Origin of the sequence: Lederbergia citri (assembly GCF_018343625.1) — a bacterium.
GTDB lineage: Bacteria > Bacillota > Bacilli > Bacillales > Bacillaceae_C > Lederbergia > Lederbergia citri.
The window spans coordinates 12,787-29,548 of the sequence record NZ_JAGYPG010000002.1; the positions used below are offsets into that span (position 1 = coordinate 12,787).

11 protein-coding genes are annotated in these 16,762 nt (G+C 36.8%); 1 reads left to right on the top strand and 10 read right to left on the bottom strand.

From position 1 onward, the window contains the following. Nucleotides 1–179: 179 nt before the first annotated feature. Together KHA97_RS08705 and KHA97_RS08710 are read right to left on the bottom strand one after the other, a co-directional pair. On the bottom strand, nucleotides 180–4,175 hold the full coding sequence (locus KHA97_RS08705; RefSeq protein WP_213124376.1) for a bacterial Ig-like domain-containing protein: 3,996 nt from the start codon (nucleotides 4,173–4,175) through the stop codon (nucleotides 180–182). A 171-nt stretch (nucleotides 4,176–4,346) separates the two neighbouring features. Further along, the gene (locus KHA97_RS08710; RefSeq protein WP_213124377.1) at nucleotides 4,347–5,630 is read right to left on the bottom strand and encodes a Gfo/Idh/MocA family oxidoreductase; all 1,284 of its coding nucleotides are present in this window, start codon (nucleotides 5,628–5,630) and stop codon (nucleotides 4,347–4,349) included. Between the two features lie 516 nt (nucleotides 5,631–6,146). On the opposite strand from KHA97_RS08710, the gene KHA97_RS08715 reads away from it, so the two are divergent. Then, the gene (locus tag KHA97_RS08715; RefSeq protein ID WP_213124378.1) at nucleotides 6,147–7,139 is read left to right on the top strand and encodes a LacI family DNA-binding transcriptional regulator; all 993 of its coding nucleotides are present in this window, start codon (nucleotides 6,147–6,149) and stop codon (nucleotides 7,137–7,139) included. A gap of 31 nt (nucleotides 7,140–7,170) precedes the next feature. Here the strand turns inward: KHA97_RS08715 and KHA97_RS08720 are convergent, their stop codons facing one another. The 8 genes from KHA97_RS08720 to KHA97_RS08755 all read right to left on the bottom strand — a co-directional run bounded on the left by KHA97_RS08720 (nucleotide 7,171) and on the right by KHA97_RS08755 (nucleotide 16,762). Then, nucleotides 7,171–8,172 carry a bile acid:sodium symporter family protein gene (locus tag KHA97_RS08720; RefSeq protein WP_213124379.1) on the bottom strand — a complete coding sequence of 334 codons (1,002 nt, stop codon included), beginning with the start codon at nucleotides 8,170–8,172 and terminating at the stop codon, nucleotides 7,171–7,173. 181 nt (nucleotides 8,173–8,353) lie between these two features. Further along, on the bottom strand, nucleotides 8,354–9,664 hold the full coding sequence (locus KHA97_RS08725) for a Gfo/Idh/MocA family protein (RefSeq protein WP_213124380.1): 1,311 nt from the start codon (nucleotides 9,662–9,664) through the stop codon (nucleotides 8,354–8,356). Nucleotides 9,665–9,761: 97 nt separating this feature from the next. After that, complete coding sequence (locus tag KHA97_RS08730) at nucleotides 9,762–10,409, bottom strand: YesL family protein (protein WP_213124381.1); 648 nt, start codon at nucleotides 10,407–10,409, stop codon at nucleotides 9,762–9,764. Between the two features lie 27 nt (nucleotides 10,410–10,436). Then, complete coding sequence (locus KHA97_RS08735; protein WP_213124382.1) at nucleotides 10,437–11,549, bottom strand: glycoside hydrolase family 88/105 protein; 1,113 nt, start codon at nucleotides 11,547–11,549, stop codon at nucleotides 10,437–10,439. Between the two features lie 148 nt (nucleotides 11,550–11,697). Further along, on the bottom strand, nucleotides 11,698–12,546 hold the full coding sequence (locus KHA97_RS08740; RefSeq protein WP_213124383.1) for a carbohydrate ABC transporter permease: 849 nt from the start codon (nucleotides 12,544–12,546) through the stop codon (nucleotides 11,698–11,700). Between the two features lie 21 nt (nucleotides 12,547–12,567). Beyond that, on the bottom strand, nucleotides 12,568–13,467 hold the full coding sequence (locus tag KHA97_RS08745; RefSeq protein ID WP_213125709.1) for a carbohydrate ABC transporter permease: 900 nt from the start codon (nucleotides 13,465–13,467) through the stop codon (nucleotides 12,568–12,570). Between the two features lie 127 nt (nucleotides 13,468–13,594). Then, entirely contained in the window at nucleotides 13,595–14,929 is a 1,335-nt protein-coding gene (locus tag KHA97_RS08750) for an ABC transporter substrate-binding protein (protein ID WP_213124384.1), read from the bottom strand. Between the two features lie 258 nt (nucleotides 14,930–15,187). Beyond that, nucleotides 15,188–16,762 carry a response regulator transcription factor gene (locus KHA97_RS08755; protein WP_213124385.1) on the bottom strand — a complete coding sequence of 525 codons (1,575 nt, stop codon included), beginning with the start codon at nucleotides 16,760–16,762 and terminating at the stop codon, nucleotides 15,188–15,190.

Genomic DNA, 16,762 nt, shown 5'->3' on the forward strand with positions numbered 1-16,762 from the left:
TCAGAAGAATTTTTTAAAAATAAAGCGTTATCATAATTAAACTCATCAAAAATAACAACGTTGTTATTTCTATGATAGACCATTTAACTTGTTTACGCAACGTGTGATTTTTTTAAAAACCATAAAAATTTCAAGCTAGAAAACAAGCTTCCTTGTCTTCTAGCTTCTAAGTACACTTCTTATTTTCTCTTTTCTAAATCATCAATAGCTGCTTGAAGTTTATTTATTTCCACTCTTAAATCTTCTTTTGCCTTTATTTTTTTAATTGCTTTTTCAGCATTATTGATAGCCTTTTGTAAAGCTGCATAAGAGGTGCCTGTATACATTCCCTTATTTTTAATCGAATTTGCTTCTTTAATTAATTTTTCTAAATTAACTTTTGGTTCGATGACACGTTCAAACGTATCCCATAAATCTCCCCACTGAATATTTCCATTAACATCCCGCTTAACGGAAACGATATTCCCTTCTTCGTCATAGTTGAAAATCTGGTTCAAACTATCAAGAATGGCTGTAGGAAGAATTTCCCCTTCTCCATTTATGGACTCCGTTCCGTTGAAGAAATAGTTTTTATCTGAAATGGACGCTTGTGGATAGCTATCTTTCACTTTTCCAGATGTTCTAATGGAAGCAAAACCATCAATCGTAAAATCTGTTGGAATATGGTTATACGTTGTAAAACTTAGATTCGCTCCATCATTATTAAAGCTAATATTGTTCTCAGCAATGACCCCTGGATTACTATTGCTTGTAAAACCATAAGCTCCATTTCCAAATGCGATGCTATTTCTAATCACGTGCGGAACATGGATCCCTTCTCCACCAAGTTTAAATCCATTTTTATCCCCGCTGCCTTCGTAGCCATTGGACAATCTACCATTATTAAATGCAATACTATTTTCAATCGTCACTGCACCAATAGCTCCAGTTCCAACTTTTGTATATAAATCCCAACCGTCATCAATATTATTAAATGCGATTGTACCTCTAAAAATATTGCCTTCTCCAGACGTTAACTTAGCGGCAAATCCATCGGCATTATTTTCTGATGGGTCGCGATTATCAAAAGAGATGGAATTTATAATCAAATTATGAGAAGGCCATTTTGATTTATCAGGATCGTCATCCGTTCTGCTTATTTGTAGACCAGTGTCGCCATTTTCAAACGTACTGATGTTTACAATTTCATTATGGCTGCCGCCAATTGTATATCCTTTTGTATTTCCTGCTGAACGGGCAAAATCAATTCCTTCGACATGCCAGTAGCTGCCGTTATGAATGACTCCCTCTGATTTTTTATCAAAATCTATTAAAGGCCTTGTTTTAGCATCTGGATCGGCTATTAAATATTTCATATCTTCTTTTGTGCCGTCATTATATTTTTTAATTTCTAGAGGTGATTTGCGCACATAATGCCCCTCTTGAACGATAATTTTTTGACCCTTCATAACAAAATCAATCGCTGTATCTAAATCAAGCGGATGTTCTTTCGATCCATCTCCACTTGCAGTTCCATTCGGCTCGATGTAAATATCCCCATCTTCTTTAAAAGTTTTATTAACGACCGTAAAATTTCGTATGATTTTACTGTAATCTGTTAACAATTGTGTATCGTCAGGTAGGAAGGTAATACTGAAATTCGTATTTTTATTGGCAGGTAATTCAGTCATGAGTTCAAGAATTTGACCGGATTTAATTTCCGTATTCTCTGCAACCATTTTTTGATTTTCTTTTATGATTATCGTTCCACCCACATTCGCTCTTACCATGAATGAATATTTCGTATCTGATGTTTTATCGAGTGATAAAATTTCAATTTCTGGCATTATTGGTTCTGAAGGTGGCAATACTCTTGGTGGATCCGTCTTTGCTGACGTTACAGAGAACTCAATATTACGAACCTCAATCGTTGCGAGTCGCGCTGTGAAAAATCCGATATACATTTTGCCATCTTGAACGTCTAATATATCTGGTTCAAAAATTATTTCTTCCGCTTCGTTATTCAGTTTTCCAATAAACCCGCTATTCGTCTTAGCTAATGTTAAGCGATAGTTTTCTGCGGTATTCGAAGCATTGGGCCGCTCATTTTTTAGCATTCTTTTTTGAATCCCCTGGCTTCCTTCCCCATCAGAATTTAAAACTCCGGTGCGAACAAATAATTGAGTACCGTTATCTTCCCTTGTTCCACCACTAAAACCACCGATAGCTGCAATATTTGAAGCAAATACCCCAGAATCATTTGCCGGACCAATAGCATCACGAGCCATAATTCCAAAAGATTCTTGGCCGTCATAAGGAGTTTTTGCGTACTCAATGACTTTTATATCTCCGGATAGAACAAAATTATCTTCCTTTGCATCTAATTCTGTATAGTAAAACGTAATTCCATCATGGTCCCCAGTAACCTTTCCTCCTCCTTCCTCAGCGACGAGCTTAATCGCTCCATCTTCCAATTTTTCAATATAGTTGCGTGCATTGGAGGAAGATTGTCCAAAACGAATTTGCTTCCATTCAGGAATGTTTTCCTCTCTTACTGTAACTTGGAAAGAAATTGACTTCAAAGTATCGTCTGCTGGAACAATAGATATCGTATATGTTCCTGTTGATTTTGAATTAAATTGTGACGTATCCAATATATAATCAGTTTCTTCTAGAGGCACTCTTTCTGAATTTGTGTACACTTTAGAAACCACTAATCCAGAAGTATCAAATTCCTCGCCTACTAAATATGTTGTTTTTGGGTAATCTGTTACCTCTAAGCCGCTTATTTCTTTTTCAATGACTTCAACCGAAAAGGTAGTTGTTTTTCCTTTATGAGAAACGGTGAGTTCATTTTCACCAATAGATTCGGAATCAAATCCGCTGACCTTGTATTCATTCTTCATTAGGCGGACTTCTGAACCGTCATTATAATGGGCGTAAACGTTCATCCCAGTAAGATTTAATTCTTCACCAAGGAAATATTTCATTTTTGCTGGAGCTTTGCGAACTTCCAGATTTGTTAACTCGGCATTATTTACGTTTACTTTAAAAGAAGTTGTTTGATCCGGCGTTTCTGTTGAAATGATACTTACAGGAATAGTACCTGCCGTTTTAAAAGCATAGCCTTCTTCGCTAACTTTTTCTCCAGCAACTGAAACTTCATATTGATCTTTTTCAAGCTTAGCCACCTGATATCCATCGTTGTATTCCGCCATGACAACTAAACCTTCTGAATCAAGATAGTCACCTATATAGTAATCCGTTTTTGCCGGAAGATATTTAATAAACAAATTCGTTACTTTTAAACTTACGATTGTCAGCTCTAATTGGGCAGTAATACCGTTGTAATGAATCGTAATTGTATTCGGCCCCATTGTACTGCTATCAAATCCAGTCACAATATAATCAGTTTCATCTAACATTTCCGTAGTACCATCTAAATATTCAGCCGAAACTTGCAGTCCTGTTAAGTCCAATTCTTCCCCTTGCAAATATTCTGTTTTCATCTTGCTTGAATCAACGTTCAAGCTTTTTACTATTCGATTATCCACATCTAAAGATACATTATGGAAGGTGACAATCGTATCCCTTGCTGCATAAATTCCTGCGTAAAATTCGTCTTGAAATATATTATCCAATGTAAACGGCTTACTCACTTCTCCATTTACAGACACAACATATGTATCACCAGATTTTTTAATACTGAAATCATATTCATCTCCGGCTGATGGAATGGTTGGATCAAAAGGCGGTAATTTCGTTTGAACTTCTTGTTTATAAAATCCTTTAATTTCTTGATCTATTGCACCCACTGCTACATAGTTAGATTCATGCCCACTTGAGCTCCAATGCTCACCAACTTCGTCACGAAGCATCAAACCGAATGAAACTTGATTATTCGCTCCAAAGCTTTCCGCTTTTGCTGTTGCCCGCAATTCAAAATTAGCGTTTGCCGGCAATGCTTGATAATAGAACGATAATCCATCTACGGTACTGGAAATTTTTCCACCCAACGCTTTGATTTGTATAGCTCCATCGTCCTGAATAATCGGCTCAGGATTATTTGTTTTGTTTGTGTTTGAACCGAATGCACGGAAAGTCCACTCACTTTCAGCCTTCACGTTGAGATGAAAATGTGGTATTAACAATAGAAATACCATAAATAACGATAAAAGCTTTTTACATTTCTTCATTGATATCCCTCCAACTTATATACTTAACTATAAAAACCTATTACAAATTAGGTAAAAAGAACTACTTTTCCCAATATTACAAAAATAATAATCATAAACATCCTGTTTTTGATTAAATAGGCAGACCTTTTATTCCGTTTTTTCAGTCTGCCTATTTTGTTCCCTACAAAATTAAAATTCTACTAAATCATCTACTTTTACTGCTTGTCCAGTTTTTAATGAGAGATTTCCAGCAATTCCTGTCAAAATGGATATGGCTCCGTCAACGTGAGATGCTGCGCGATGAAATTCGTCCTCTTTCGGCGTTCCGAATAGATCGTCTAATAATAATGGATCTCCTCCACCGTGACCTCCTTCGCCTTCGACGATTTCCACTTCATAAGGCTCTCCGAACATAGGTAAGATGCGAATCGATTTTTCTTCCAGTTTTCCCTCGTCACTCTTCTTACCACCTGAGTTGATATACGACTGCTCGCGGACTTGAACTTCCATTCTTCCTTTACTGCCATTAAAAGTAATAATAAATCCTTCCCAAGGTAGATACGCATTTAACGAATAATTCATAATCGCTTTATTTTTATATTGAACGACTACAGCCAATGTATCCTCAATACTTATTCCATCTCCGAAAACACTTTGATCTCGCTGATATCCATCTTCTTTTTCCGCATCTAAATACATCGCTTTTAAATGTAGATTATCTTCCAGACTAATCGCGAAAGGATCATTTTTAGCATATTCGATTCCATGCGCTCGCTGATAAAATTGTGTAACTCCCCGTGTTTCTGCATTTTCCCTGCCATAAAAGCGCAACCCGCCTGCAGCATAAACAGTGTCCGGCTGAGTATTTAACCAAAAATTGACTAAATCAAAATGGTGAGTTGATTTATGAACTAATAATCCGCCGCTATTATTTTTATTACGATGCCATCTTCGAAAGTAATCCGCACCATGCTGCGTATCTAACGCCCATTCAAAATTAACCGAGAAAACTTCACCAATGACACCATCTCTAATGATTTCACGAATTTTCGTATTATGTGGAGCGTAACGATAATTAAAAGTAACCCTTACTTTATTGCCAGTCCGTTTAATTGCATCGATAATTTGCTGCGTTTTCTCTGCATCAACCGTCATCGGCTTTTCTGTAATGACGTCACAACCGAGTTCCAACGCTTTTATTATATATTTATGATGTGTCCGGTCCATGGTCATAACAATGACAATATCAGCCTTTTCGTTTTGAATCATTTCCTCAAATAGATCTGATTTATATGTAGGAATTCTTGGGTGATCGTATTTCTCCTCTAACAGCTGATTAGCATAATCCATTCTTATCTGATTGATATCACAAAATGCGACTAGCTCACACGTATCGCGATAATCTCTTGCCATCGCACCGTAGAAAAATTCAGCTCTTCCGCCCGTTCCGATCAGCACATATCGTTTACGCATAAAATCATCTCCAATTCATTTTTTCAGGATTATTCCAATCACAGCACTATCAGCTTTTTTGTCGCAGTTATGCGGCGATTCTGATTCTTGCGCCGCACTACTCTGGTATTTGCCACCGGTTCTGCTGCGATTCGTACTCTTGAGCAGCATTTCTCCAGTGTTTGGCATTGCTTCAGCTACGATTCGAACTTTTGCACGGCATTACTCTATAACTTGAAACTCGTTTTGCCACGATTGACATCCTAAAATAAAAAATAATACACCGTTCACCGTTTTCCCCTATCTAATTATTTCTTTTCTATAAAAAATCACCAGTAAGCTTTTCTACTAACCAATCAAATAATTTACCCACCGTTCAAAAATAATTGATTATCACAATGAATATGTAGATAGAGCAATTCTTGATTATTATTTCATTTTTATTAAAGGTTACAAACAAATTAATGAAAACGTTGTTATTCTATGTTAAATTAAATAAAGTAAATCAAATATAAAACATGATTTTAGGTGAAAAGTATGAGTGTAACGATTAAAGATATTGCAAAAATAGCTGGAGTTAGTTATTCCACAGTTTCCAAAGCGTTAAATGATAGTCCATTAGTCAAACCTACTACAAAAAATCGTATACTCAAAGTGGCAAAGGAAATGGGATACGAACCGAATTTTGCAGCCCAAAGACTTGTTTCCAAGCAAACTAAAATTATCGGTTTAATATGGCCAACGATTGAAAGGGTCGTTCTCTCCACTTTAGTGACGAATATTAGCAATGAAATTAGAAAAACACCATACTCCATGATTCTATCCGTAGAGCCAATCCCCGCTTCACTTGAAGCCTTTAAACGCTTTCAAGTAGACGGAGTCATTTTATTTGATGAAAATATCGATATCCTTATTGAACCGACGACTAGACCTCTACTTGTATACGGCGTTGCTGATAAAGTAAATAAGTATTTTCCAATCGTGGACCCTAACCATGAGCAAGCAATGTTAGAAGCAGTAAACTATTTATATTCTGATTTAGGACATACAAAGATAGCTTATATCGGTGATTTTTCCAACAGTGATCGGATGCAGATGGAAAAATTAAAAGGTTTTAAAAAAGCGATGAAGCATTTTGGCTTATCGATCGCCCCCCATTTCTTAATAGATACAAAAGGTCTTGATTGGTATGACGGATATAACGCCGTAAGCAAGCTACTCGAAAATTCTAATCATCCGACAGCAATTGTTGGAGGGAGCTATGATATTAGCGGTGGAATCATTCGCGGAATCAAGGAAAAAAAGCTGCAGATTCCAAATGATATTTCTATCATCAGTTATGATAACATCCCCCAAATGGCAAATATGGAAATCCCTTTAACAAGTATTGGGGTTCCTGTCGACAAATTAGCAGCTGAAATTGTTCGTTCTATTATCGAACTGATTGAAAATAAAAATCTTCATCCAAGCATTCGTAAAATGACTCCGGAATTAAATATTCGCAAATCTTGCGCTACGATTAAAAAATAATGCTAAACCTTTTAAAGAATACATGAATTCTTTAAAAGGTTTTTTGTTTTCTCATCATCACTTTATTCCCTTTTAAAAGAACTGTCTTCTGCTGTCTTTTAGCAACATAACTTGAAATGATTTTCCCAGCCATTGAGGCTAAAAATTGTTGGAATAAAACGGCTGTCACAGTGGGAAACGCAACTGCAGCTGGAAAATAAGTAACCGCCAACGAAGCTCCTACCCCTGTATTTCGCATTCCACTATTATACATCAAGCTAATAGCGACTTGGTCATCCCATTTGCATATTTTAGCAATTACAAATCCTATCACGTAGGCAAAGCAAGCCATCAAAAATACAATGATCGCTAAAATAATGGTTTTTCCGTCCATCTGTTTAAAAAATGGAGCTACTACTGCACTATTGATAAGAATAACTAATAAAATGGCCATCTTAGAAAAAGGTGCCAACGTCGAAGAAAGAATGGATGTATGCTGAGATTTTAATAATTGATTAGCCAATAATCCGAGTAAAGACGGAATTACTACCATAATCAATAGACCCATCATAAGCCCGGCAGTATCCATTTCAACCTGTGCTCCGACTAGAATATTCAATGTAAACGGCACAAGTAATGGAGATAAAAGCGTATTCACTAAAATAATCGCCAATGTCACTGCACGATTCCCGCCATATATGGATACCCACATTAAAGTAACGACACCCGTCGGAATTGTAAAAGCTAAAACAAACCCAATAATGATAAAAGGATCCTCATTAAATAAAGCTTGCCCCACACCAAAAGCGATAATTGGAAGAATACCTTGAATAATCAACATACCCACAATGACTGGAAGCGGCTTCGTTAAAGTGGCGCGTAATTCTTTAACATCCAACCCAATACAACTTGCAAAACTGATAAAAGCAAACACCCATTTTACGATAAAAGATACGGAACTTAATGATGAAAAAACGGTCACTCCGAGTACAACACATACAGGTGTTAAATACGGCATCCATCGTTGTAAAAAACCATTTGTGCTTTGTAACAACCAACATCCCTCATTTCACTTTTAAACTAAGCTGCCATATTGCTTCATTAGCGAAAAGGGACGTTCCCAACTTACTTGAATTACGTTATAAAGAACTACCCCTGCACTCAAATGCTTGTATGTTAATTTATTTTGAATAGTACCCTCCAATATTCCCTTCTTGCTGCTGCAAACATTAACGTCAAGATTGCATTGGAACTTTCCTTTCCTCAGCCAATACTTCTTCAATACGAATAGGGCGATTTTCTTTTACAGACCGCCATACGGCTTCCCCAGTTGCCACTGCATAAGCACCATCAATTGCTCCAGACAATATTTTATACGGTCTTGTCGAATCCACTCCTAAAAACAAATCCTCCAACAAGATAGGATCCGCCCCACCATGTCCACCCTCTTTTAAAACGACATGAATATTTTCTTTAGATCCAAAGAGTGGGTAATAATCAATTGTTTGATCAGTTGTTGGGAAAGGTGTTCTTTGTGGAGCATGGAATTCTTTCGTCTCAATTCTTCCTTTCGTACCGTTAATGGCTAATCGATATCCTTCATATGGTAATGAGAAATTAACGGAATAACTTAAAAGTGCTCCACCATCATATCGTACTGTTGCAGAATAGACATCTTCTATATTAATCTCTGAATCAAAAATACATTGATCAGGTCGGTATCCCGTGTAGTTTCCATTTATCCTTCCAACTTTTACAGTTCCTAAATGATCATCTTCAACGACTGTAGAGGCACTTCTGGAATTCCATCTTTTATAATACTCGCAGTTTAGTTGTTCTGAACACGTCCCACAAAATCTGCCGTCGAGTTTTTTTGGATTTAATGGACCTTCTGCCCCGTAATAAAACAGATCTCCAAAAGCAAACACTTCCACAGGTTTTTGATCAATCCACCAGTTTACGAGATCGAAATGGTGAGAGCTTTTATGAATGGATAGTCCACCTGAATATTCACGCTTTCGATTCCAGCGTTGGAAGTAACTGGAACCATGATACGTGTCGATATACCAATTTAAATCAATAGACGTTACTTTCCCGATTTTACCTTCTAATATTAGTTCCTTAATTTTAGTATGAATAGGACCGTAGCGATAATTAAAAGTGACGGTCACTTTTCCTTTACTTTTCGCTTCCGCCTCTAGTATTCTTCGGCAATCTACACCCGTTGTTGCCATAGGTTTTTCAACTATCACGTCTAAATCTAATGCCAATGCCTTAAGAACATAGTCAACATGTGTATCGTCCCTACTCGCTACAATAATCGCATCTGGTTTCGTTTCATTGACCATTTGCTCAAAATCATTTGAATGGTATTCTGATACATTCGCTACTTCTGGATGTGCTAATTTACAAACTTCAAATCTCCGATTATCAATATCGAGAAGTGCAACAATTTCACTCGTTGTTGAAAACGTATTAACAATTGGACCGACAAAAAGCCCAATTGCACGATTACTTACACCACAGATGGCATATCTTTTTTTCATGATGCAATCCACCTCTATTATCAAAATTTACAATGTTGTTATATTTTTGTGATCCTCTGTTTAAACGAGGCTCTTTCTTAAAACTATATAATGTTGGTTAAGATACCACACCAGTAATACCCTTTTTCATTTTTATCCTCTCAATTGAAAGAAATGATTGGTGAACGAGCCACATATTAAAATGAACGAGGAGACTCACTGCAAATAACGGAATAAAACCTGGCAGGAATATTAAAAAATAATAGGTTGCCACACCAGTAATCAGCATGCTAATCAAGTTAAAAGGATGTAAAAACGCAATCAATAAAGCTTGTTTCACATACTGAATTAACTTTAATTGATAGTGAACGTATACAGGAAAAATATACATTATCATCATGATAAAAACGATTGCCATTAGTAGCATGATAAAACTCATAATTGAATAGATCGTACCTTCAAAACTTCTAAAAAAAGTTAAATTAAAGTAGATTAAATAGCCGCTTAAAAGCAATAAATACCCTAATCCATTGGCACGCAAAAACTCTGACCGATAAACCTTCCAGAACGTCTTAACAAGTGGTATATCTTCCTCGCCCATCGCGGTTTTCCTCGCAATAGAATACAACGCGATTGTACTTGGCATCGCTCCTAAGACAATACCACCTAATAATGTAAACACAACCCATAAAGCATTAAGGTAAAAGAAGTACGTAATCCATTTACATAGATTATAAATGCCTAATAGCAATCGGTTCATTTGCATAACTTTCACTCCGAATCTTCTTAGCTATTAAATCAAATTGGGCAATAAACGTTGCATTTGAATACAAGCAAGGACAAAGGAACCTACTCCATGCAAGTCATTTTGACATTTTTCGCGCTCAATATAGTGCTTATAGTCGCCAACACCTGTCCCAATGCAAATATCCGGCATGACAAAGCGGCCGTCTTCTGTGAATTTCATTTTTCGAAGCAACCCGCGGAAAGCTTTTATGACATGATTTCTATACTGGTGACCAATATGTCCATCATTCATGGCACGTGCTATCGTGTAAATAAATAAGCTAGAACATGATGTTTCAAGCCAATTATCAGGCTGTTCCCCTTTATCAACGACTTGATGCCATAGTCCCGTTTCGTCATCCTGGAAACGAATTAATCCTTCTATCAGGAACTCCAAGGATTCTATCAATTCAGTACGCCGTGGATCATTCTCTGGTAAGAAATGCAAAATCTCATTAAACGTAATCCCATACCATCCAATCGCACGTCCCCAAAACTCCGGTGCACGGCCAGTTTCTGGATCTGCCCATCGCTGTTTTTTACTTTCATCCCAAGCATGATAAAACAATCCTGTTTCTGTATCTTGGGTGTACTTTCTCATCAGCTTTTCTTGGTATAGAACCATTTCCAAAAGTCCTTCTCCACCAAATTCCCTTTCATAATTCATCGCGAAGACTCCACCCATATACAACCCGTCAAGCCACATTTGATAAGGGTAGCGATCTTTATGCCAAAATCCACCCTCTTTTGTCGTATTGAAGGTTGGAAACATCGAAATTAGCTTATCAGCGGCTTTTTTATAGCGTGTGTCTCCAGTTCTACGATGAAGGGAAAAGAGAAGCAAACCTGCTTGAATCGCATCTAATTCACTTCGATTAAAAAGGAAATTCCCCTCTTCATCAACCAGATGGTCTACGTACGCTTTACTATATTCATAGTAAGCTTCATCGCCAATTTGCTCATATAGCTCCTGCATACTGACTAAAAAGACTCCTTGATGGTAGTGCCATCTATTCGCAGGCGGAAGCTGATCTGGTTTGTATGTTTTCATCAAAGATTTACAAGCTTCCTCTGCCCATTGAAGAGGACTTGTAAGAGTTTGGTGCTTAACACTTATCATCGTTCATGTACCATCCTTTTTCATATTGTATAGCTCCATGCGCTAGGGGCTCGAGGTGAAATATCTTGAGTCAATAATAGTCAAAAAACGTACGTTTTTTTCTCAAAACATTTACTAGTCGCCCCTGTTCAAGCGCCTTCCGCTTTTCTTACGATTTCAATCCACTCGTACTGATACCTTCTACAATATATCTTTGGAAGATAAAGAAGATAATAAAGACAGGAAGAATACTTACCGTCGTCATCGCAAACATTGCTCCCCAGTTTGTAACCGCATTTGGATCAGAGAATAACTTTAATGCTAGAGAAATAGGGTATTTATCTGGTGTCGACAAATAGAGCAATGGCCCCATAAAATCGTCCCAACGCCAATAGAAAGAGAAGATTGCAGCCGTCATCATGGCAGGAACGACTAAAGGTACAATAATTCTAAAGAATATAGAAATGGAATTACATCCATCGATTCGAGCTGCTTGATCTAGTTCAGTAGGTATCGTTCTAATGAATTGCATAATCAAGAAAATGAAAAATGGTACGCCGAAAAAGGTCGGTAAAATAAGTGGCAGGTACGTATCAACCCAGCCAAAACTATTAAACATAATATATTGTGGTATCATGACCATTTCATACGGCAACATCATCGTTAACATCATTAGGACAAACCAAAACTTTTTTCCAGTGAATTTAATCCTGGAAAATCCGTAGGCGATAAAGGTAGAGGATATAATACTACCTATTGTTGCTATAAAGGTGATAATAAATGAGTTTTTAAAGAAAGTAGTGAATGTGATGCCTCCAAATCCTTTCCAACCTTCTTTAAAATTCGAAAAATCCCAAACTGTTGGAATAAGTTTATGCGCATCAACAAAGACAGTAGAGCTCTCCTTAAATGAACTCATGGTCATCCAGGCAAGAGGATACAACATCATTGCGGAAAAAATAATGAGCCCCACATGTAGAAGGATTTTGTTTATTTTCTTTTTTGTGCTTATTTTCATTGTAATAGGCTCCTTTCCTTATTAATCACTGTAATGTACCCATTTGTCTGAGCTTTTGAATATAAGTGCAGTGAAAAATGCGATAATGATGAGCATCACCCACGCCATAGCTGAAGCATAACCCATATCAAAGAATTCAAATGCTCTTCTATACATATATAAAACATAAAGTAATGTACTGTTCATTGGTCCGCCATTCGTTACGATAAAGCTTGGTGTAAAGGCCATAAACCCTTGAATTGTTTGCATGACAGTATTGAACAAAATAACCGGTGTCAACAACGGAATTGTAATCCTAAAAAATTGCTGCCAAGGTTTCGCCCCATCCACACTAGAAGCCTCATAATACGTTTGTGGGATATTCCTTAATCCTGCTAGGAAAATGAGCATGGAAGAACCAAATTGCCATCCATATAGTGCAACTAACGTCCAAATCGCTGTATCTGGATCTCCTAACCAAGAATGAGTAGGTAAGCCAAGCACAGCCAAAATAGAATTTAGTGCACCTTCAAGACCAAATAATTGCTTCCACATAATCGCAATCCCAATACTGCCTCCTACAACAGAAGGTAAATATAATAGTGTTCTGTATATACCAGCTGCCTCGACTACTTTATTTAAAACAACGGCAACGGCAAGAGCGAACACTAGACGTATTGGAACAGCTGTAGCAGCATACATAAAAGTTACGTTTAGAGAAGTCTTCCAATTTTTATCAGCAGTGAACATTCTTTCATAGTTTCCTAAACCAATCCAATTTGCCTGACCACCCATTGTATAGTCAGTAAAAGATAGATATAAAGAATAAAGAATAGGATACAAGGTCAAGCCAATTAATCCTATTATAAAAGGCGAGATAAATAGATAGCCTATTCCCTCTTCATGATCGGATTTTAATTTTCGTCTGCTAACTGTTTTTATTGGAGTCGCGGGTGCAATTTCGGACTTATCTAATGCCACTCCCCTCACCCTTTCTATAATGTAATCTGATATAAAGGGTCCTGGTCATTTTCATGAACACAGGACCTGTTTTCTTTTCAGCATTAATTTAACGTTTCAAAATAGCTTCTGCTTCTTTTCTAAACTCAGCTGCTCCTTCTTCTGGTGACAACTTTTTGTACATAACCATTTCATCTATATTAGCTAGTTCATTTAATACTTCAGAAGCTGTTGCAGGGAAGTTGGAATCAATTGGTGAACTGTGATCTGTAACGTATTCAATGTACTCGAATACTTTTTTATCAACATCGCTTAAATCAGCGGACATTGCATTTCGAATTTCTTCTTTAATCGGAATACCGCGATCTGTTCCACCTATATTGAAGACTTCAATAGTATTTGTGAAGAAGTCTATAAATTTAGCAGCTTCCTCTTTCTTCTTAGAGTTTTCAGCAATTGACCAGAACATAGCTGGTTTCAAATACATACCTTTTGCGTTATTAGCTCCGGGTAAGAGATTTAAATTAAGTTCTCTTCCAGAGGCATCTGTTACAACTCCAACTTGGTTGGACCATCTCCAGTCAATGGCTGCTTTTCCGTGAACAATCAGCTCATCTTCAGGACCTTGTACTTGTTGAATAACATCATAACCAGGCATGGCCCCTTCTTCATATAGCTTTAAGTTTCTTGTGAAGTAATCCACTAATAACTTATCATCGTCATATCCTAGACCTGTTCCATCTTCGTTAAACAATTTAAACCCTTGCTCTCTTAAATAATATTCAAAAATATTTTTCGGCTCTGGTAGACGAGCGCCAAATTTTCCAGTTTTATCTTTTACAGTACGCACAATATTATCAAAATCTTCCCAAGTCCAGTCATTCTTCATTTCCACGCCAGCTTCTTCCATCATAGCAGGATCATACAAAGCTGTAAGAGCGTTCGTCCCTGTAGGAATTCCTAATAGCTTTCCACCCTTAACTCCTGAATCCATAATCGTGTCGCTTACTCCAGCAACATTAATGGCACCGCTTTCAACGAAAGGTTTTAAATCAGCTAATAATCCTTGTTCAGCGTAGAGGTTTAAATATTCTCCAAAGTTTTGTTGCATAATATCTGGTAAGTTATTACCCGCAGCTTGAGCGGCCATTCTTTCAAAATACCCATCAAATCCTGTAAATTCAGGTTCAATTTTCACATTAGGATTTTGCTGCTCATAGAGCTCGATAATTTTCAGAGTCATATCATGGCGCCCTTGGGATCCCCACCAAGACATCCTTAACGTTACTTGTTCATCCTTACCTGATTTTTCCTCTGATTTATTTCCATCATTTGCTTTAGCGTTGTTATTGTTATCCGCAGATCCTTGTTGTGATCCACCAGAACAAGCAGTTAGAATAATGGATAACGCAAGCGCTAACATAGAGAACCAAAACTTTTTCATCATTTTCCCCCTCATCTTTTCCTTTGAAAGCGTTTACTCTTTCTACATGTAAATATATAGTATTGAAGCATTAGGAAAAATAAAAATTTCAGACGTCATTGTTTAAAAAATAGACGTCTTTTTCCATATAATTTGTTAAACTGTTGAATTCCGCTCCAGGGACTACGCTTTTCCTTTGCGGCTACGAGATCACCATGCCTCCCAACTTTATATAAGGCTAAAAAGATAAAAAAAGGGAAGACTTTGCATCTTCCCTCCTCATCCATTAGCTATGCCGTGTCCATGGTGGTTTATATATTCAGTTGGTGTAAATCCAGTCTGTTTTTTAAACACTTGGCTAAAGTATCGAGGATTATTTCCAAACCCAACTTCCTCTGCTACCTCAAACATTTTAAATTCGTCTGTCTGCTCAAATATCTCAATAGCACGATTGATGCGCCGTTTCATTAAATAAAGTGAGAACTTTTCACCTATTTCTTTCTTAAACAGCTTGCCTAAATAATCGGAATTCATGTAAACGATCTCATTTGCAATTTTAGATAACGTTAATTCCTCTTCGTCTAAATGTTCATCTATATATTCAAGTATTTTTTGAATGATAGAGCTCTGGACATGTTTCGTATCGATATAATGAACCTGAGTAACTTCCTCCGCTACACTGGCAATAAATTCTCGAACCTTCTCTATAGTACGTAACTGAGTAAACGTAATGATCTGTTTATATAATGCGTCCATGTATTCCTTTTTGCCTTGTCTTGTAATCGCCATCAATAATTCAAGACTATGAGATTTCACGATACTTTCGTCATATCTATTTTTTTGAAGATGCAAGAAAAACTCATCTACATATTGTCGAACAGTAACAAGATCCCCGCTTCTAATCGATAATATCAATTCATCATGATCATATTGAAAGCTCGTTTCTGAATTTACTGCCATGTCCAATCCATTTTTCGCAATAATGCTGCCTTCTCCTAAATAGAACCGTTTTGATAAATAATCCATCGCTTCTTTGTACAAATTACGTATATCCTGTATTTTACCAACATTGCTTATCGCTCCTGTAAAAGTAAGTTGATACACGTTTGAGAAAATTTGTTGTACCTCTTTTAATAACTTGATCAATGTATCCACTTCGACTTCTTCAGTTAGAATCACAATTCGTTCGCCTATTGTGGTTTCTAATAATACGGAATGGTTTTTTTCCAGATTATCGACTACGGTTTCCTTTAAAGCAAAAATATGCTCATATTCATGTTCTCGTTCAATTGTTAATACAAGTAACCGCAAACGGATATTTGATTGATCAAAATCGAATATCTTTCTATAATATTCCCACTCCTGCAATCCATACTTTTTATTCGTAATTAATTCTTTTAAAAACTGCTCTTTTGCTTTTGGCATGATATGTTCAAGTTTATGATTTATCGACACTATGAACTGCTCTTTTTGTTTCTCTTCATTCAATTCATCAACAACTTCACAAAGAGCTTGTTCAATTTTGTTCTCATTACTCGGTTTCAAGAGATAATGTTTAACACTATAAGCCATTGCCGTTTTGGCAAATTCAAATTCATCATAACCTGAGAGAATAATGAATTTTACATGTGGATGGGTTTCATGGATTTGCTTAATCATCTCAATTCCATTCATTCCTGGCATCTTAATGTCAGTAACGACGATGTCAGGAATATCTTTATCGAAATAATCAAGCGCCATTTGACCATGGTGTGCCTCTGCAACAAGGCTTGTCCCACATTTTTCCCAATCAACAAGCATCGCTATGCCTCTTAAAATATTTATCTCGTCATCTACCAATAAAACTTTATACAT

Excerpts from the sequence above, each read along its gene's own strand:
- KHA97_RS08715 (WP_213124378.1), top strand. The coding sequence starts at position 6,147 with ATGAGTGTAACGATTAAAGATATTGCAAAAATAGCTGGAGTTAGTTAT.
- KHA97_RS08740 (WP_213124383.1), bottom strand. The coding sequence starts at position 12,546 with ATGAAAATAAGCACAAAAAAGAAAATAAACAAAATCCTTCTACATGTG.
- KHA97_RS08725 (WP_213124380.1), bottom strand. The coding sequence starts at position 9,664 with ATGAAAAAAAGATATGCCATCTGTGGTGTAAGTAATCGTGCAATTGGG.
- KHA97_RS08750 (WP_213124384.1), bottom strand. The coding sequence starts at position 14,929 with ATGAAAAAGTTTTGGTTCTCTATGTTAGCGCTTGCGTTATCCATTATT.
- KHA97_RS08705 (WP_213124376.1), bottom strand. The coding sequence starts at position 4,175 with ATGAAGAAATGTAAAAAGCTTTTATCGTTATTTATGGTATTTCTATTG.
- KHA97_RS08730 (WP_213124381.1), bottom strand. The coding sequence starts at position 10,409 with ATGCAAATGAACCGATTGCTATTAGGCATTTATAATCTATGTAAATGG.
- KHA97_RS08755 (WP_213124385.1), bottom strand. The coding sequence starts at position 16,762 with ATGTATAAAGTTTTATTGGTAGATGACGAGATAAATATTTTAAGAGGC.
- KHA97_RS08735 (WP_213124382.1), bottom strand. The coding sequence starts at position 11,549 with ATGATAAGTGTTAAGCACCAAACTCTTACAAGTCCTCTTCAATGGGCA.
- KHA97_RS08710 (WP_213124377.1), bottom strand. The coding sequence starts at position 5,630 with ATGCGTAAACGATATGTGCTGATCGGAACGGGCGGAAGAGCTGAATTT.